At 70.0% G+C, this 17,593-nt stretch carries 18 protein-coding genes; 7 read left to right on the forward strand and 11 right to left on the reverse strand.

From position 1 onward, the window contains the following. Positions 1–274: 274 nt before the first annotated feature. From ACFVW8_RS02010 to ACFVW8_RS02025, 4 genes are all read right to left on the reverse strand, one after another. Positions 275–685, reverse strand: a complete 411-nt coding sequence (locus ACFVW8_RS02010) for a VOC family protein (protein WP_389685618.1) — start codon at positions 683–685, stop codon at positions 275–277. 558 nt (positions 686–1,243) lie between these two features. Then, complete coding sequence (locus ACFVW8_RS02015) at positions 1,244–1,735, reverse strand: hypothetical protein (protein ID WP_389685619.1); 492 nt, start codon at positions 1,733–1,735, stop codon at positions 1,244–1,246. A 486-nt stretch (positions 1,736–2,221) separates the two neighbouring features. Beyond that, positions 2,222–2,635: a DUF5958 family protein gene (locus ACFVW8_RS02020; protein ID WP_389685620.1), complete on the reverse strand. Its 414-nt coding sequence runs from the start codon at positions 2,633–2,635 to the stop codon at positions 2,222–2,224. A gap of 275 nt (positions 2,636–2,910) precedes the next feature. Then, on the reverse strand, positions 2,911–3,381 hold the full coding sequence (locus tag ACFVW8_RS02025) for a DIP1984 family protein (protein ID WP_389685690.1): 471 nt from the start codon (positions 3,379–3,381) through the stop codon (positions 2,911–2,913). 378 nt (positions 3,382–3,759) lie between these two features. Here ACFVW8_RS02025 and ACFVW8_RS02030 point away from each other — a divergent pair, with 378 nt between their 5' ends. The 3 genes from ACFVW8_RS02030 to ACFVW8_RS02040 all read left to right on the forward strand — a co-directional run bounded on the left by ACFVW8_RS02030 (position 3,760) and on the right by ACFVW8_RS02040 (position 5,386). After that, positions 3,760–4,215, forward strand: coding sequence for a helix-turn-helix domain-containing protein (locus ACFVW8_RS02030; RefSeq protein WP_389685621.1), 456 nt, complete (start codon positions 3,760–3,762; stop codon positions 4,213–4,215). Positions 4,216–4,242: 27 nt separating this feature from the next. Next, positions 4,243–4,935 (forward strand): hypothetical protein, encoded by a 693-nt coding sequence (locus ACFVW8_RS02035; protein ID WP_389685622.1) that lies wholly within the window; start codon positions 4,243–4,245, stop codon positions 4,933–4,935. Between the two features lie 115 nt (positions 4,936–5,050). Next, on the forward strand, positions 5,051–5,386 hold the full coding sequence (locus ACFVW8_RS02040; RefSeq protein WP_389685623.1) for a DUF2516 family protein: 336 nt from the start codon (positions 5,051–5,053) through the stop codon (positions 5,384–5,386). On the opposite strand, the gene ACFVW8_RS02045 is transcribed toward ACFVW8_RS02040, so the two are convergent. The 3 genes from ACFVW8_RS02045 to ACFVW8_RS02055 all read right to left on the reverse strand — a co-directional run bounded on the left by ACFVW8_RS02045 (position 5,368) and on the right by ACFVW8_RS02055 (position 9,331). Continuing rightward, positions 5,368–6,711, reverse strand: coding sequence for a PP2C family protein-serine/threonine phosphatase (locus tag ACFVW8_RS02045; RefSeq protein ID WP_389685624.1), 1,344 nt, complete (start codon positions 6,709–6,711; stop codon positions 5,368–5,370). The genes ACFVW8_RS02040 and ACFVW8_RS02045 overlap by 19 nt on opposite strands. A 521-nt stretch (positions 6,712–7,232) precedes the next feature. Beyond that, positions 7,233–8,291 carry a C40 family peptidase gene (locus ACFVW8_RS02050; RefSeq protein WP_389685625.1) on the reverse strand — a complete coding sequence of 353 codons (1,059 nt, stop codon included), beginning with the start codon at positions 8,289–8,291 and terminating at the stop codon, positions 7,233–7,235. A gap of 263 nt (positions 8,292–8,554) precedes the next feature. Beyond that, the gene (locus tag ACFVW8_RS02055; RefSeq protein ID WP_389685626.1) at positions 8,555–9,331 is read right to left on the reverse strand and encodes a class I SAM-dependent methyltransferase; all 777 of its coding nucleotides are present in this window, start codon (positions 9,329–9,331) and stop codon (positions 8,555–8,557) included. Positions 9,332–9,535: 204 nt separating this feature from the next. On the opposite strand from ACFVW8_RS02055, the gene mshA reads away from it, so the two are divergent. Together mshA and ACFVW8_RS02065 are read left to right on the forward strand one after the other, a co-directional pair. Then, entirely contained in the window at positions 9,536–10,897 is a 1,362-nt protein-coding gene (mshA, locus tag ACFVW8_RS02060; protein WP_389685627.1) for a D-inositol-3-phosphate glycosyltransferase, read from the forward strand. Positions 10,898–11,044: 147 nt separating this feature from the next. Continuing rightward, positions 11,045–11,572 (forward strand): YbjN domain-containing protein, encoded by a 528-nt coding sequence (locus tag ACFVW8_RS02065; RefSeq protein ID WP_389685628.1) that lies wholly within the window; start codon positions 11,045–11,047, stop codon positions 11,570–11,572. A gap of 81 nt (positions 11,573–11,653) precedes the next feature. Here ACFVW8_RS02065 and ACFVW8_RS02070 read toward each other — a convergent pair whose 3' ends face one another. Then, a complete protein-coding gene (locus tag ACFVW8_RS02070; RefSeq protein WP_389685629.1) occupies positions 11,654–12,673 on the reverse strand; it encodes a phosphotransferase family protein in 1,020 nt (339 codons plus the stop codon). 254 nt (positions 12,674–12,927) lie between these two features. Here ACFVW8_RS02070 and ACFVW8_RS02075 point away from each other — a divergent pair, with 254 nt between their 5' ends. After that, positions 12,928–13,710: a hypothetical protein gene (locus ACFVW8_RS02075; protein WP_389685630.1), complete on the forward strand. Its 783-nt coding sequence runs from the start codon at positions 12,928–12,930 to the stop codon at positions 13,708–13,710. Between the two features lie 57 nt (positions 13,711–13,767). Here the strand turns inward: ACFVW8_RS02075 and ACFVW8_RS02080 are convergent, their stop codons facing one another. The 3 genes from ACFVW8_RS02080 to ACFVW8_RS02090 form a co-directional block, all read right to left on the reverse strand. Beyond that, the gene (locus ACFVW8_RS02080) at positions 13,768–14,010 is read right to left on the reverse strand and encodes a hypothetical protein (protein ID WP_389685631.1); all 243 of its coding nucleotides are present in this window, start codon (positions 14,008–14,010) and stop codon (positions 13,768–13,770) included. Further along, a complete protein-coding gene (locus tag ACFVW8_RS02085; protein ID WP_389685632.1) occupies positions 14,007–14,255 on the reverse strand; it encodes a hypothetical protein in 249 nt (82 codons plus the stop codon). The genes ACFVW8_RS02080 and ACFVW8_RS02085 overlap by 4 nt, the downstream gene beginning before the upstream one ends. Positions 14,256–15,172: 917 nt before the next feature. After that, positions 15,173–15,931: a phosphoglyceromutase gene (locus tag ACFVW8_RS02090; protein ID WP_389685633.1), complete on the reverse strand. Its 759-nt coding sequence runs from the start codon at positions 15,929–15,931 to the stop codon at positions 15,173–15,175. Positions 15,932–16,135: 204 nt separating this feature from the next. On the opposite strand from ACFVW8_RS02090, the gene ACFVW8_RS02095 reads away from it, so the two are divergent. Next, positions 16,136–17,509, forward strand: coding sequence for an MDR family MFS transporter (locus tag ACFVW8_RS02095; protein ID WP_389685634.1), 1,374 nt, complete (start codon positions 16,136–16,138; stop codon positions 17,507–17,509). Positions 17,510–17,593: the final 84 nt, after the last annotated feature.

The raw sequence follows: 17,593 nt of genomic DNA on the forward strand, positions 1-17,593 counted from the left end.
GCGACCCCGCCCCGCGTTCCGTCGACGCGTTCCTGGTCACCAAGGGGGGCCCCCTCACCCGGGGGGTCGCATTCTTTTTGCACCCCCCGGCGGCCCCGCTATAAAACACGACATGGCTTTCACGGAAGCGCGCTGGTAGTGGGCAAGGACAGCTCAGCCGTCTCGCTCTTCGGCAAGGCTGCTCTGTACTCGCTCCAGCCAGTCCGAGAGCACCAGGGCCTCGTCGGGGGTGAGCTTGATCGTGATGTCGCTTTTCTCCGTGACCGGAATCCAATTAGTCGCGCTTGGGCCAGGTCGGGCCCTGGTCGGTCCAGATGACGCCCTTGTTGCGGCACAGGCAGAAGGGGTGGCCGATCGGGTCGGTGTAGACCTGCCAGCCGTAGCCGTTGGGGCCGATGAAGTCCTGCCTCAGCGTCGCGCCGAGGTCGAGGACGCGGAGCTGCTCGGACTTGATCTCGTCCACTTCGAAGTCGAGGTGGAACTGCTTGGGGTGCTCGCTGTCGGGCCACTGCGGAGCGCGATAGTCGTCCACCCGGATGAATGCCAGCTCGATCTCGCCGAACTTGATGCCAGCCCAGTCCTCGGAGCTGCCTTCCTTGATCGGACGGCCCGTCACTTCGGAGTAGAAAGCCGCCAGCTTCATCGTGTCCGGGCAGTCGATAATGAAATCGGTGAGTCGTAGCATCCCGCGATCTTGCCACAAGCTCATACCCGACTTCGAGACAGGCCAGTGGCGATCTCGATAGAGAGAGAAGCGCCGGTAGAGGGGGCCTGGGTTCCGAGGGCGGTGTGGATCCGCGCGAATCGTCGGCTCAGCTCGGCGGCTGTTGCCAGGTAGAGCTCTTTGGGGTCGAGGGCGGTTGTGGGCGGGGCGAGGGACACCGCCTCCAGCACGCACTTCCGTAGCCCGCCACCCTCACCATCAGCCCACTCGACATCAACCACACTCAGATCCATCGCCACCCCCGGCTCCGCGTACCTGCCGAAACGGCCGTGACAGGTACAGCGAGAACCAGACCAGGAAAATGAGATCAACCCCCATGTACGGGGCAACGTCTCCGCTCAGCACGCGGCGCAATGAGAATCCGACACCACGAACGAGAAGCGGTGAGAATCCGACAGCTGCAATGCGACAGGACACCTCGGCTCACACGGGCAGCGGCTCCCTAGGCGATTCTTGGTGACATCTGTAGCTGCTGTCCTGTCTCGATGGATCTGAGCCAGGGGCGTGGGCCTGTCCGTCTCACGCGCGGACATGGCGGCCTTCCTCCTGGCCCAGATTTCGGACGGCACCTACGTGCGTAGCGCTCCTGCGATCAGCAACTGAAGCTTCGGGTGCCGTGGCTGACTCGATGGTGTGCGCGATCATGCGGATTTGGTGGATGAACCGCGGCTTGGCGGTGGTGCGGAGGGAGCTTTCGTTGGGGGGCCGTCGGACGAACTCCGCATGGAAGGCCCGGAAGTCCTCGTCGGTGCCGGAGAGTGCCAGGCTGCGCCAGCGCGGGGCTGCGTAGAACACCATGGCTTTGACGCTCTCGGGACAGATCGCCGCGTAGCGCTTGGGATCCCATGGCCCGACGGAGCGGACGGAGCGGACGGAGCGGGGCTGGAGCCGGGCGAGCCGCCGCGTGAGGTCGCTGATCCGGCAGCCGTGCTGCAGGAGGGTGGTCCAGAAACGGGACGTCTGTTCGTAGCAGACGTTGACCACGTCGGGGCCGGTCCACCGTCCCGTCATCGTGGATGACCACGACGTCCAGCGGCGTGGAGTCGATCTCCATCACCTCGCCGGGCCGGGCTGCCGTCAGCTGCCCGAACATCCGCTTCGGCTGCTTGCCCGGCGAACGGCGGGTGCGGGCCGAACCGAACAGATGCTGCCCGGTCGAGACTGCCTCCAGCAGACGGTGGAACGCCGCCCTCGACGGCATCCGGACCGCTGGGTCGTCGCCCTCGGGAGTTCTGGAACGACGACTGGCCGGAGTGGGAGTCTCTCGACTACGTCGCCATGGAGGCGTATGGACTACTCACCCGCGCGGATGACGACTGCGGCGACGCATTCTATGAAGCCGTCGAAGCCGAGGAAGGCGCTGTAGGCGGCAATCGAGGGCCGCGCGGCGAGCAGTGGGACGTGCGATGCGAAGACGAGGCGATGCGCAAACTGCCGGGACTGAGCGCGCTGTTTCCCCTCCGGCCACTGGCCCGGTAGGCGCGAAAGCGCGAGGGATCAGGCCGAGGCTTCGGGGGTGTCGACAGACAGGCGATGCCACGCGTGGCCGCAACCGTCGGAGCAGAAGCGCTCTCGTCGGCGTTCGTCGGCGACGGCCGGCACCGCGATCAGTAGCCGGAATGACTTGAGGCGCTCGTCGTGCGGGGTGAGACTGGCGATCTTTCCGAGTTGCTGGTCGATCCGCCCTCGTGTGATCAGAACTGCCGGTGTGTGCGTGGCGCGAAGTCCGGCGCGTCGGATACTTTCCGGGCCGTCCTCGGCGGTGGCGCGGGCCTGAATGCAGAAATGTGACAGGAGGCGCAGGGTGTTGGACTGCTCTTCAGCGGAGAGGCTCTCGAACCACTCGATGCCCTGTGACATCGGCCGAAGCTCCTGGGCGAGCTCGTTGAGAGTGATGTACGGATCAGCCATTCGCGCGCCCCCGTTGCGCTCGGATCGCCGTTGTCCATGGTGATGCGATGTGGAAAGCCCCGAACCCGCCCTCACCGCTTCGGATCTGCACGTGGTGATGTGCTGTGCGATGTGCACCTTTACCTGTACGCCGTGCTGAGCTGCGCTGTTGATGGGGAGTCGAACCCCGCGTTGCTCTTCACGCGCCAGGAGTGGGCTGGAAAACCGCCGGCCCTCGGTGTGTGCACGCCTCCGAAGCTGCTACCTGCTCCACATCGTCCCCGCTGCTGGACTACTCAGTCCAGCAGATCCGCCTCCCAGTTCGTACGCTGGATCCGTATATCGACCTCGCGGATCTCCCGCGCGAGAACATCCGCCTGACCGCGCAGTTCCGCCACCGGAAGCGCGGAGAGCATCATCAGCTCGGACCGAAGCTGTCGGCCGTATCCCCGCTCGCCGCTACCCGCCGCCGCGTCCGCCGCCGCGGTGACCACGGAGTGACGCAACCGCAGGACATCCCGGCGTGCGAGGGCGTCGGTGAGCGTGCCGTCCGAACCCATCTCCACGGTGGCATTGGTCCGGTTGATCCGTCGGATCAACGATTCCAGAGCGCTCAGCACCTCACCGGCCTCAGCCAGCAACTGGGCGGCGTCCTCGGCGGGCGTCTCCCCCTCCTGGTACCGCGCACTGCTGACGACGCGCGCTCGCAACTGTTCTACACGGCGCGTCGCTTCCGCACGTTCTGCCAGTGCCTCAGCAAGCTTCACTGTCTCCACCTCCCCCTCCATGAGCTCGCACGAGTATACGAGTGCGAACCAGCTCATACGCACTTGGATTTTGATCCACAGGGGCTCTGACCAGCCACTGGAACGAGAACGGACAGCCGCTCAGGGCGCTACGCAAAGAGAACCCGACAGTGCGAACGAGAATGAGTGGGAATCCGCCGGTTTCAGCGAGGCGGGACAACAGGCTGGCCAGCTTCGCCAGGGCTCCGCCAAGTCGTTCGCCAGAAGCGCTGGGATTCGCCACATCTACTGAGAACGGACACCGACTATCGCGAGCAGTCACACCCCGTTCGAGTGGTTCGGAACACTTTTGCAAGCGCCTGCTTGCAAAAGTTAGCGACGAGGGTCCACCATCGAGGCATGGCATCACTCAACGTCGGCAACCTCGGCGAGTACCTCCGCGAGCAGCGGCGTACCGCGCAGCTGTCGCTGCGGCAGCTCGCCGATGCCGCCGGGGTGTCCAATCCCTATCTCAGCCAGATCGAGCGCGGGCTGCGCAAGCCCAGTGCCGAGGTGCTGCAGCAGGTCGCCAAGGCGCTGCGGATCTCCGCCGAGACCCTTTACGTACGGGCCGGGATCCTGGACGAGCGGGAGCGGGACGAGCTGGAGACGAGGGCGGTCATTCTGGCCGATCCGTCGATCAACGAGCGGCAGAAGAGCGTGCTGCTGCAGATCTACGACTCCTTCCGCAAGGAGAACGGGTTCGAGGACGGGCCCGGGACGGACGAGGGGAGTGCGTCCGGTGCGGACGCGCCCTTCAATGCCGACGGCGGTGCTGCCGATACATCTTCAAAGCCTTCGAAACCCTCACACTGACTCCGATGATCCGGGAGGACCACAGTCATGGCCATCACCGATGACCTGCGTAAGACCCTCACCGACCCGACCCCCCTCTACTTCGCCGCCGGTACGGCCGATCTCGCCGTGGAGCAGGCGCGCAAGGTCCCGGCGCTGATCGAGCAGCTGCGGGCCGAGGCGCCGGAGCGCATCGAGGCCGTGCGCAACACCGACCCCAAGGCCGTGCAGGACAAGGTGGCCGCACAGGCCAAGGAGGCGCAGGCCGGCGTGCAGGCCCGGGTCGCCGAGGTGATCGGCGCCTTCGACACCGATCTGAAGAAGCTGGGCGAGAGCGCCCAGGACCTTGCGCTGCGCGGCGTGGGTGTGGCCGCGGAGTACGCGGTCAGGGCCCGGGAGACGTACGAGAAGGTCGCCGAGCGCGGCGAGCAGACCGTGCGGACGTGGCGCGGTGAGACCGCCGAGGAGATCGTCGAGATCGCCGTCGTCGTCGAGCCGCGCAAGGAGTCCGAGCCCGGGGCGAAGGCCGCGCCGAAGCCGGCGGCCAAGCCCGCTCCCGCCGCCAAGCCCGCTCCCGCCGCCAGGCAGGCGCCCGCCGCGAAGCCCGCGCCCGCCGCCAAGAGCGTCAAGGCCGAGGCCAAGCCGTCGCCGGCCACGGTCAAGCCGTCGCCCGCCGCCGCCAAGAAGGCGCCCGCGCGCAAGCCCGCCGCCAAGAAGACCACGCCGCCCACCGCCAAGTAACGCGATGGCCGGCAGGTGTGCCGGGGTCGACGGGCGGGCACCTTTCGGGGTGTCCCGGCCGTTGTCCCGGTACCTTGGCCGCGAGGGCTCACTCACTCATTAGGCGGTGCACATCATGTTGCTCGAAGGCTTCAACTCAATCCTCGGGCTGATCTTCACGGGCATGCTCATCCTCGCCGCGGTCGCCTTCATCATGGCCGCACTGGCCCGCGAGGACGCCTACCGTGCCGCGGACAAGCAGAAGAAGTCCTTCTGGCTGATCATTCTCGGCATCGCGGTGGTGGTGAACCTCTGGGTGCCCATGCTCTTCATCCAGCTCGCCGGGCTGGTCGCGACCATCGTGTTCTTCGTGGACGTACGGCCCGCCCTCAAGGCCGTGTCCGGCGGCAGCAACCGCCGCGGCGGTTCCAGCAGCGACGGGCCGTACGGGCCCTACAACGGCGGGCGTTGAGCACCTGCGGGTGACACCTGTCCGGGGCGGGGGCGCGGGATGCTCCGGCCCCGGTCGCCGCTCGGCGCACGGCGGCGCACGACCTCCTGGTCGCGGTCGAGCAGCAGGACCGCGACGTCGTCGGTGAGTTCGCCGCCGTTCAGCTCGCGCGCGTGGGTGACCGCCGCATCCAGCAGCTCCTCGCCGGCCAGGCCCTCGGCCAGCTGCCGGTTGATCATCGCGACCATCCCGTCCTGTCCGAGGCGCTGTGTGCCCTTGCCGATCCGGCCCTCGATCAGTCCGTCCGTGTACATCATCAGGCTCCAGGAGCCGCCCAGTTCCACCTGCCTGCGCGGCCACCGGGCGCGCGGCAGCAGGCCGAGCGCAGGCCCGCCGTCCTCGTACGGAAGCAGATGCGCAGCCCGCCCGTGGCGGGCGATCAGCGGTGCGGGGTGGCCCGCCAGGCAGAGGCCCGCGCGGCGGCCGTCGGGGGCGATGTCCACCGTGCAGAGGGTCGCGAAGATCTCCTCGCTCTCCCGTTCGTGCTCCAGGACCTGCTGGAGTGTGGAGAGCAGCTCGTCGCCGCAGAGCCCGGCCAGGGTCAACGCCCGCCACGCGATGCGCAGTTCCACACCGAGCGCCGCCTCGTCCGGGCCGTGGCCGCAGACATCGCCGATCATCGCGTGGACCGTGCCGTCGGGCGTACGCACCGTGTCGTAGAAGTCCCCGCCGAGCAGCGCGCGGCTGCGGCCGGGGCGGTAGCGGGCGGCGAAGTGCAGATCGGAGCCGTCGAGCAGCGGCGTGGGCAGCAGACCGCGTTCCAGGCGGGCGTTCTCCTGGGCCCGCAGCCGGGACTCGGTGAGCTGGTGCTGCGCGGCGTCGGCGCGCTTGCGCTCGACGGCGTAGCGGATGGCGCGGCTGAGCAGCCTGCCGTCGAGCTCGTCCCGGAAGAGGTAGTCCTGCGCCCCCACCCGTACCGCCTCGGCGGCCAGCTCGGCGTCGTCCTGCGCCGTGAGCGCGAGTACGGCGTGCCGGGGCGCGATCCGCAGGACGTGTTTGAGGGTGGCAAGACCGTCCGCCTCCCCGCCCTCGGCGGTACGCGCCTCGCTGCCGGACGGCAGAGCCAGGTCCAGCAGGATGCAGTCCACGTCGTCGGTGAGGAGCCGGCCCGCCTCGGTCAGGTTGCGGGCGGTACGGATCCGGACCCGGGCGCCGGCCACGGCCGGGAGTTCCGGGACGGTGAAGGTGCCCGCGGGGTCGTCCCCGATCACCAGAAGGGTGAGGTCGGTGCCATGGCTGGCCTCCGCAGCGGGAACGGCACGTTGCTGCGGTACGGGTACGGGCATCGAAATCGGGTTTCCTTCCCTCCCCCCGAGGGCGCGGCGGAGCGACGATCGACGACCCGCCAGACGGGGACGATAGCGGTACGGGGTGCGGGAACGGAATGGCGCTCGGTGCGTGGCGGCCGTTCCGGTCGGGGCCTTAAGCCGCGGAAGGCCGCAGATCCGGCGGCATATGCCGGGTGCGTGGCCGTTTTCGGCGCATGACAAAGGTCACGTGCGACGGCGGCCTCGGGTGGCGCGGGTCACCGCCGGGGGCGCGGGCGGCCCGCGGCCCCGGCGGACGGGGCCGCGGCGACGGGGTGGAGAGTGCGGCGAACGGCGGCCAAAGCCGTGCGGCGCCCGGCCTCCGCCCGCTCCGGGGACAGCCTTAAGGGTCCCTTGAGGTTCTCTTAAGGAGGGCCTACAGGAGCGGTCGGGGCGCCCCTGCCGGACCGGCCGACGGAGCGCAGGTCAGGGTGCCGGCGCCGGACCGGCCGACGGAGCGCGGGTCGGGCTCCGGTGTGGAAGCCGCTCCCGGCGCGCCGTCACTTGTCCGGGCGTACGACTCCGAGGATCTCCATCGAGCCCGCCCCCGCGAGCGTGACGTTGCGGCCGGGGCGCGGGGCGTGCACGATCGCGCCGTCGCCGATGTACATACCGACGTGCGTGGCGTCGTCGAAGTAGATGATCAGGTCGCCGGGGCGCATGTCCTTGACGGCGATGTGCGGCAGTTGGCGCCACTGCTCCTGCGAGGTGCGCGGGATCGGCGTCCCGGCCGCCGCCCACGCCTGCGACGTCAGCCCGGAGCAGTCGTACGACTTGGGGCCCTCGGCGCCCCATACATACGGCTTGCCGATCTGTGAGGTCGCGAAGGCCACCGCCTTCTTGCCGCTCGGACTCGCCTCGCGGTTGATCTCCTTGAGCGCGCCCGAACCGAGCCACGCCGTCTGCGACTTGTACTCCGCCTGCTGCTCCAGCTGGAGGAGCCGGGCCTTCTCCTTCTTCTCCAGCCGGGACTCCAGCTTCTTCGCCGCCGCGATCTGTGCGTTGATCTTCTTCTTGGCCTTGGCCTGCTTGACGCGACTGGCTTCCAGCTTCGTCCAGTTGGTGCTCGCGTCCTGGGTGTACGTCTTCAGGTCCTCCTGGGTCCTGTTCAGTTCGCCCAGGACACCCTTGGCGGCCTGCTGGCCCTGGCGGGCCCGGCTGACGCCGTCGAGGAAGAGCTTCGGGTCGCCGCTGAGCATCAGCTGGGCGCCCGGCGGCAGTCCGGCGTTGCGGTACTGCTCGCGGGCCTGGGCGCCCGCCCTGCTCTTGAGGTCGGCGATCTTCGCCTGGCCCTCGACTATGGCCTGCGCCAGCTTGACGATCTCGCCCGACTGCTTCTTCGCGCGCTCGGCGGCGAGGTTGTACGCGTCGGTGGCCGACCCGGCCTTGCGGTACAGGGCGTCGATCTCCTTGCGCACCTCTTCGAGGCTCTTCTTCCCCGGCTGCTCCGGTGCGGGGGAGGGTGGTGCCGGTGCGGCGAAGGCCTGGACCGGCGCGGTCAGTACGGCCAGCGCGCAGACCAGCGTGATGGCAGCGGCGGCACTGTGGCGTCGGTTCACGAGCTCCCCCTCCGGACAGATCCGAACAGATCTGATTTACCGTCAGTAACTTATGGCACCGACGAGATCGTGCCATGCCGTACCGAAAAGCAACAGAGGCAGACACATCTGCGGCGCCTTCCCGGCGCCTTCCGGCCGGTGGCCGGCGCCTCGGACGTGTCCCCCCGTACCGCTCCCCGTCTTCTGGGACGAACGATGCCCGGCCGATGTTCCCGGGAGAGGGAAGTTCCTGGGGAATTCGTCCCTGTTCTTGGCGTGTTGGGCTACCCCTTGGGCCTCAGCGCCGCCCAGTTCACCGTGACTTCACCCTGGCGCCAGCGGCCCGCCCCGTCCGTCAGCGGCCAGGTGTCCGACAGTGCGCGTACCGCCGTGATCCAGCGCTGCCGGGCGCCCAGCGAGGCGTACGGCGCCGCGGCGGCCCAGGCCCGGTCGAAGTCGCGCAGGAAGGCGTGGACGGGCTCGCCGGGAACGTTGCGGTGGATGAGCGCCTTGGGCAGCCGCTCCGCGAGGTCGGACGGCCGGTCCAGCGAGCCGAGCCGGGTCGCGAAGGTGACCGTGCGCGGCCCATCGGGGCCCAGCGCCACCCAGACATGGCGCCGCCCGATCTCGTCACAGGTGCCCTCCACCAGCAGCCCGCCCGGCGCCAGCCGCTCGCAGAGCCGCTGCCAGACCGCGGCGACCTCGCCCTCGTCGTACTGGCGCAGCACGTTCGCCGCCCGGATCAGCGCCGGCCGTTCGGGCAGCGGGATCTCGAAGCCGCCGTGCCGGAAGGTGAGGCCCTCGCGCTCGTACGGCTTCGCCGCGGCGACCCGCTCCGGGGAGATCTCGATGCCGACCACCGCCGTGCGCGGCTCGGCGGTCCGCAGCCGTTGCAGCAGCTCGACCGCGGTCCAGGGGGCGGCGCCGTACCCGAGGTCGACCGCGACGGGGGCGTCGGCGCGGCGCAGGGCGGGGCCGTGGGCGGCGGCGATCCAGCGGTCCATGCGGCGCAGCCGGTTCGGGTTGGTGGTCCCGCGGGTCGCGGTGCCGATCGGACGCATGGCACAGAGCGTAACGAGCGGCGTGGGGCGGATGGCGCAGTGGAGTCGCGGCGACGCGCCGGACACGTACCGTAATGATTTGGCAAAGCGGAAATGAAAGGAGGGATTCCGCTGTTCCAGCCCTTCGAAGGGACCGTGTGCCCCTTCGGTGCCATGCCCTGAACGAGTCGGTACCAGTGCCCTGAACGAGGAGGACCGGACGACGTGAGCCAGTACGTCACTCGGCTCGGCAGCAGCCGCGCACCGCGTCTCAGGTTCCCCGCCGGATTCTCCGGCTCCTTCGCGGGCGGCCATCGCAAGCCCCGCCGGATCGCGATGCTCTCCGTGCACACCTCCCCGCTGCACCAGCCGGGGACGGGCGACGCGGGCGGCATGAACGTCTACATCGTGGAGCTGGCCAAACGCCTCGCCGCGATCGACATCGAGGTCGAGATCTTCACCCGCTCCACCACCGGCGGGCTGCCGCCCGAGGTCGAGCTGTCGCCCGGCGTGCTGGTCCGCCATGTCGACGCGGGCCCGTACGAGGGACTGGCCAAGGAGGAGCTGCCCGCCCAGCTCTGCGCCTTCACGCACGGCGTGATGCAGGCGTGGGCCGGCCAGCGCCCCGGCTACTACGACCTGGTGCACTCCCACTACTGGCTCTCCGGCCATGTCGGCTGGCTGGCCGCCCAGCGCTGGGGCGTCCCGCTCGTCCACGCCATGCACACCATGGCGAAGGTCAAGAACGCCGCGCTCGCCGAGGGCGACACCCCCGAACCCGCCGCCCGGGTCATCGGCGAGACCCAGATCGTCAGCGCGGCCGACCGGCTGATCGCGAACACCGCGGAGGAGGCGGACGAGCTCGTCCGCTTCTACGAGGCCGATCCCGGAGCCGTGGCCGTCGTCCACCCGGGCGTCAACCTGGACCGCTTCCGCCCGGCCGACGGCCGGGCCGCGGCACGGGCCAGGCTGGGGCTCCCGCAGGACGCCCTGATCCCGCTCTTCGCCGGCCGCATCCAGCCGCTGAAGGCCCCGGACGTACTGCTGCGCGCCGTCGCCGTCCTGCTGGACCGTGATCCCTCGCTGCGCTCGCGCATCGTCGTACCGGTCGTCGGCGGCCCCAGCGGCAGCGGGCTCGCCAAGCCCGAGGGGCTGCACAAGCTGGCCGCCCGGCTCGGGGTCGCGGACGTCGTACGGTTCCACCCGCCGGTCGGACAGGACCAGCTCGCCGACTGGTTCCGCGCCGCGTCCGTGCTGGTCATGCCCTCGTACAGCGAGTCCTTCGGCCTGGTCGCCATAGAGGCCCAGGCGGCCGGCACCCCGGTCGTCGCGGCGGCGGTGGGCGGTCTGCCGGTGGCCGTACGGGACGGGGTCAGCGGCTTCCTGATCCCCGGGCACGATCCGCAGGCCTACGCGGAGGCGCTGGAGCGCTTCGCGGACGCGCCGGAGCTGGTCGCCCGGATGGGTGGCGCGGCAGCCGCGCACGCCCAGCGGTTCGGCTGGGACACGGCCGCGGCGGCGACGGCTGACGTGTACACGGACGCGATGCAGGACCACCGGCGGCGGGCGCGGTCGAGCCAGGTGTGAGGCGGTGCCACCGTCCGGTGTGAGGCGGGTACCGCCGCCAGGTGTGAGGCGGTGCCACCGTCCGGTGTGCGCGGCCCGGTCGGCGGATGTGGGGCGCGGGCCGCCGGCGGATGTGGTGCCGGGCCCGGGGCGACGTACGCTCGGACCATGGCTGATGCACCCGAGGAAGCGGCAATCACGCAGGTCACGCAGGTGGCGCAGGTCATCGAGGCGACGTTCGACGACGCCGGGCTCGACTGGGAGAACCCGGAGCCCGGGAGTTACGTCGTCCAGCTGCCCGGCACCCGCAAGCTCTCCACCACCTGCTCGCTGCTCGTCGGCAAGCACTCGCTCTCCCTCAACGCCTTCGTCATCCGGCATCCGGACGAGAACGACGCGGCCGTGCACCGCTGGCTGCTGGAGCGCAACCTCCGCCTCTTCGGCGTGAGTTACGCGATCGACTCGCTCGGGGACATCTACCTCGTCGGCAAGCTGCCGCTCTCCGTGGTCACACCGCAGGAGCTGGACCGGCTGCTCGGCGTGGTCCTGGAGACCGCCGACGGTGCCTTCAACCCCCTGCTGGAGCTCGGTTTCGCGAGCGCGATCCGCAAGGAGTACGAGTGGCGGGTGTCGCGCGGCGAGTCCACGCGGAACCTGGACGCGTTCACACATCTGACCCAGCGCCCGGACAACTGACCGTATTTGTCCGCTAGTTACCCGCCTGAGTACTCCCCGGTGCGCTGACGACGTACAGGTTGGGCGGGTCGGCTCCGCGGTTCAACTCCCTGCCCGCAGCGCGGACTCCACCGCACTGAGGGCCGCTTCCAGCCGTGGCGCGACGGCGTCCCACGTCCTCTCCAGCTCCTCCCCGCTCGTCCCGCGGGGCACGGTCTCCACCAGCATGATCAGGTAGAGGTACGAGCGGTAGAGCGCCAGCCGCAGCCGCAGCGAGTCACCGAACTCCACCGGCCCGCCGGGCGCCGAATCCCCGTATCCGCCCAGGAAGCCCCTGTCCTCCTCGATGTCCCCGAAGAGGGCGAGTGAGACGAAGTCGGCGGCCGGGTCGCCCCAGAACATCCGCTCCCCGTCGACGATCCCGCCGATCCGCCGGGCGCCCGGCTCTCCCGTGACCAGGATGTTGCCCTGCCACAGGTCGAAGTGGACGAGGGCGGGGCGCGTGACCTCGTCCAGTACGAACGAGGCGGAGCCGAGCAGTCCCCGTATGTCCGCGACCGTACGGGGCAGTCGCGCCGCATACGTCCGGGCGTCGTCCAGCACGGCACCGGTCATCGCCGTGAACGCCTGCCGCCAGGTGGGCGCCAACGGGCCGAGGGCGCCGGACGGATAGCCGAACCCGCCCGGCGCCGGAACGGTGTGCAGCAGGCCGACGATCCGCCCGAGCCCGGCGCGCAGCCGCTGCTCCTCGCCGTCGGCCATCGCGCCGGCGAGCTCGTGCCAGGGCTGCCCGGGACACGCGGTCATCACCACGTACGCGCCCTCCGGGGCGGCCGGGTCGAGACCGCTGTGCACGACGCGTGGGACCGAGGTCTCCCCGTGGAGCGCGGCCGCCGAGGCGTAGAAGGTGACCTCGTTGACCAACAGGTCACGCTCGTAGCCGAGATGGGCGCCTGCCTGGGCGGCCGGCGGTATCTTCACCACCCACTCCCGGCCGTCGGTGAGCCCGACCCGGGTGACGGCGTTGTAGGTCCCGCCGGTGAGCGGCTGGTGCGAGGCGATCAGCTCCGGTGGCACACCCACGGAACCGAGCACGGCGGACAGGGCGGTATCGACAGGCATCGGGGTCCCTTCGAGCGGCCACTCCGGGATGTGCGATGCCCGGCCGGAGCCGAATGCCCAGCTCAGAACGTTCTCGGAGTGATCACGACGTCGTCACGATCAGAGCCGATGCCCGGTTTGACGGATTGCCAAACCACGGACGCCTCTTACAGTTGGCGCACCCCCATGAACCCCACGGTCCCCCACCGGCCGCGCCGAACCCGGCGACGGCTGCTCTCGTGCGGGCGGAACAACCCGATACAGAAGGACGGGCCATGCGACCCACTGCCATACGCCGGACCGCTGTTGCCGCCACCGTGATGTCCCTGGCCCTGCTCACAGCGGCCTGCGGTTCGGACGGGACGGACAAGGGCAACGGCAAAGCGGCGGACTCCGCCTCCGCCAAGCCCTCGGACCAGCCGGCCGCGAAGGCACTGACGGCGGCCGAGCTGGAGAAGGCTTCGCTGGCCCAGGGCGACGTCAAGGGCCACAAGATATCCAAGGCAGGCCCCGCCGACCTCGTGTCCGCCAAGGATGTGACGGCGGACAAGGCGGCTTGCGACGTTTTCGGCGACACCCTGATGGGCGCCAAGGCCGGTACGCCCACGGCCTCCACCCAGCGCAAGGTGGTCAGCGAGCCGAAGAAGGGTGCCGGCGACGACACCGCCGACCCCGAGGAGGCGTTCAAGGCGGCCTTCGACATCACGACGACGCTGACCACGCTCGCCTCGTACGAGGGCAAGGGCGCCGAGGAGACGCTGGCGACGCTGCGTACCTCCGCGACCGACTGCGCGTCCGGCTTCACGCTCAAGGCGGCCGGGACGAAGCAGAAGATCGTCAAGATCACCGAGGAGCAGGTCAAGGGCGGCGAGGACGCCGCCGCCTGGACGGTGACGGTCGAATCGGACGGCGACAAGAGCGAGATGAAGCTGGCGCAGATCCGCCAGGGCTCCACGCTCGCCTCGTTCAGCTCGCTCAACCTGGCCTCGGCCGGCGGGGGCGGCGGCTTCGAGCTGCCGACCGCGGTGATCGACGCACAGGCCGCCAAACTGGCCTGAGGCACCGGGTTGTCGGGTTTGGGGTTACTGAGCCGAGGGGTGGCCGGGCCAGGCCGGTCAGGGCAGCGGCACGAGCCGTACGACGGTGACGGTGAGCACCGACCCGGAGACGTAATAGAGCACGATCGCCCCGGCGACCGTCGCCTCGCGGCGATCGTGCTCACCCTTCACGGCGGAGGACCCGTGCCGGTACGGGTGGCGCCCGAGCGTCCCCGCCATCTCGTCCCGGAAGGTTTCACCGTCCCGCATCTTGGCCAGAGTGTCGTCGGCAGGCGGCGCATAGGAGATCCGGAAGCTCAAGCGACGTTCCGCCTCTCGGCCTCGTCGCGCGCCAGCCGGTCCAGGATCCGTTCCGCTTCCGGATCGGGTACGGCCTCCAGCATCCAGTGGCGCATCACGGCCTGGATGTCGTCAACCCCGGCCTCGTTGATGGCACGGTCGAACTCCTCGCGTCTCGCCTCGGGCAGGACGGCGCGGATGGCCGGGATGCTGTTGGGCACCTCGACCTCGGCACCACCGACAAAGGTCTTCAGGGGCTCACCCATGGCTGCTCTCCCGATCTCCCCGCATGCGCCACAGGGTACGACGACGGGTACGGGGCGTCACCTCGGGGCGTGCCACCGCCGTGGCTCGGCGGTCGGTGCGGCCCCGCCAGGCGGTCGCCTCGGCCGGCATCGGTTTCAACAGGGTTGCCCTCGAAAGGTATTGGTCACCGAGAGACCCTGGGGCGCGACGCAAGCAAGGCGCGCCGTTCGCGGCGCGTGTGGGCGCGAGTCACCAAGGCCCACGGCGTCAGTTCCCTGCGCATCGCGGTAAGGCAGTGTTGGAGCTCGGGCTCTATGTCATACGGGTAGTGCGCACTGCGGGGGACTTCCGCGTCGGCACTCAGCGGAGCCAGGGACCAGGCATGCGCCCGGTAGGGCCCACCTTGTCTGCGAGTCCGGGCGAACAGAGAGTCGAAGGCGTCCCCGACCACGGGGGATTCGAGTCGGAGCAGTGACCGGTGGTAGTCGATTCGCCCGAAGATCGCGCTCTGGTCCCGGGTCAGTTCGGACCGGGTCCCCTCGCCGCTGTCCGGGCGGTAGCGAATCCGATACGGGAGCTCCCGATACTCCGTCATCGTCTGGAGAGCCTCGGCATACATCCTGGTCTTCCGCTCACGGCGGTTGATGTGCTGCGTCCCCCAGTACCCGGCAAGCGCGGCCAGGATGGCGCCGACTCCAGTGATGAGCGTGATCTTCGCGGACGTGTCCACAAGCCCCTCCCTCGCCCCATGAGGCACTTCCTCGCGGAACAAGGATCATCACGAAACGCTGTCGCGTCGAGGCGGTTCCGGTTCCGGTTCCCCGACGAATTCCCGCGACTCCGGGGCGCCTGCCTCGCGAGGCGTTGAGGGCCCAGGACGCAGGCCGGCCCCCCACCGACGCCGTATGCGCAGGTGGGGGGCCGGCCGCTTCGGCTGTTACTTCTTGCCCTGGTTCTTCACGGCCTCGATCGCGGCCTTCGCCGCGTCCGGGTCGAGGTACGTGCCGCCCGGCTTCAACGGGCGGAAGTTCTCGTCCAGTTCGTAGGCGAGCGGGATGCCCGTCGGGATGTTCAGGCCCGCGATGTCGGCGTCGGAGACGCCGTCGAGGTGCTTGACCAGCGCGCGCAGGCTGTTGCCGTGGGCGGCGACCAGGACCGTGCGGCCGGCGAGGAGGTCCGGGACGATGCCGTCGTACCAGTACGGCAGCATGCGGACGACGACGTCCTTGAGGCACTCGGTGCGCGGGCGCAGCTCCGGGGGGATCGTCGCGTAGCGCGCGTCGTCGCTCTGCGAGTACTCGGCGCCGTCGGCGAGCTCCGGGGGCGGGGTGTCGTACGAGCGGCGCCAGAGCATGAACTGCTCCTCGCCGAACTCGGCGAGTGTCTGCGCCTTGTCCTTGCCCTGGAGGGCGCCGTAGTGGCGCTCGTTCAGCCGCCAGGAGCGGTGCACGGGGATCCAGTGGCGGTCGGCCGCCTCCAGCGAGAGCTGGGCGGTGCGGATCGCGCGCTTCTGGAGCGAGGTGTGCACGACGTCGGGAAGCAGGCCGGCCTCCGTGAGCAGCTCACCGCCGCGGACCGCCTCCTTCTCGCCCTTCTGGGTCAGGTTGACGTCCACCCAGCCGGTGAACTGATTTGTCGCGTTCCATTCGCTCTCGCCGTGGCGGAGGAGGATCAGCTTGTACGGTGCGTCGGCCATGGGTCCGAGCCTAATCGAACCCGTGCGGGCCGCGCGCGCCCGGCCACAGGGCGGACAGCGGGACGGGGCGGGGAGCGGGGCGGCTCCGATTGACGCCGGGCGTCAATTGAGTGGCAGGACGGAATCCGTGGTTCGTAATATTCGGATCGGCGGCTGGCCTCTTACCGCCGTCATCCGTTCACGTCCTTTCCGGGGGGAACCCGTATGTCTGTCGCCGGTCTCGGACGGGTCACCCGTGAAACCGTCTCCGGGCTCCCCAGGGAGTTCTGGTGGCTGTGGACCAGCACCCTGGTCAACCGGCTCGGGGCGTTCGTCGCCACCTTCATGGCCCTGTACCTGACCCTGGACCGGGGCTACTCCGCCTCGTACGCCGGTCTGGTCGCCGCCCTGCACGGGCTCGGCGGGGTCGTCTCCTCGCTCGGGGCCGGGGTGATGACGGACCGGTTCGGGCGGCGGCCCACGATGCTCGTCGCGCAGGTCTCGACCGCCGTCTCGGTGGCGGTGCTCGGCTTCATGGTCCAGCCGTTGGCCATCGCCGCCGTCGCCTTCGTGGTCGGCATGGCCAGCAACGCCTCGCGTCCCGCCGTGCAGGCGATGATCGCCGACATCGTGCGGCCCGAGGACCGGGTGCGGGCCTTCTCGCTCAACTACTGGGCCATCAACCTGGGGTTCGCGGTCTCGTCGGCCGGGGCCGGGTTCGTCGCCGAGTACAGCTATCTCGCGGGCTTCGTCGGCGAGGCGGCGATGACCCTGGTCTGCGCGGTGGTCGTCTTCATGAAGGTGCCGGAGTCCCGGCCGGGGAAGGCCGCGTCCACCGTCCCGAATGCCTCCGCCGCGTCGCGCAAGGACGACGGCGTGCGGCTCGGCACGGTGCTGCGCGACGGGCGGTTCATGGGGGTCGTCGGGCTGTCGTTCGTGATCGCCCTGATCTTCCAGCAGGGGTATGTGGGGCTGCCGGTGGCGATGGGGACGGACGGGTTCAGCAGCTCGGACTTCGGCACGGCCATCGCCGTCAACGGCGTCCTGATCGTGGTGCTCCAGATCCCGGTCACCCGCTTCATCCAGAGCCGCGACCCGCGCCGTCTGCTCATCGTGTCGTCGGTGCTTGCGGGGTACGGGTTCGGGCTGACCGCGTTCGCCGGGTCGGTCGCCGTCTACGCGCTGACGATCTGCGTGTGGACGGTCGGCGAGATGGTCAACGCACCCGTGCAGAACGGCCTGGTCGTCCAGCTCTCCCCGGCCCACGGCCGGGGCCGCTACCAGGGCGTGTACTCGCTCTCATGGGCGGCCGCCGCGCTCGTCGCCCCGCTGATGTCCGGAGTGGTGATCGACCGCTTCGGGGCGGAGTGGCTGTGGGGGATGTGCGCGGTCCTGGGCACCGTCGCGGCCCTCGGCTACCGGCTGCTGATGCGGAACCTGCCGCAGTCGGGCGGGACGCCGGTTGTGACGGTGGAGAGCGGTTCCGTAGCCATGGAAGCGGAAGGGGAAGCGGGAACGGACGCGGGAACGGACGCGGACGCCGAGGCCGGTGCGGGCGCCCGTGCCGGGCGGGGGCCCGCCGTGGAGCGGACGGTCTGAGCCGGGGCCCGTACGCCTGCGCCGTATGCCTGCGCCTGGGTGCCCTGCGCCGTACGCCTGCGCCTGGGTGCCCCGCGCGGAGAT

Source organism: Streptomyces sp. NPDC058221, from assembly GCF_042882365.1.
GTDB lineage: Bacteria > Actinomycetota > Actinomycetes > Streptomycetales > Streptomycetaceae > Streptomyces.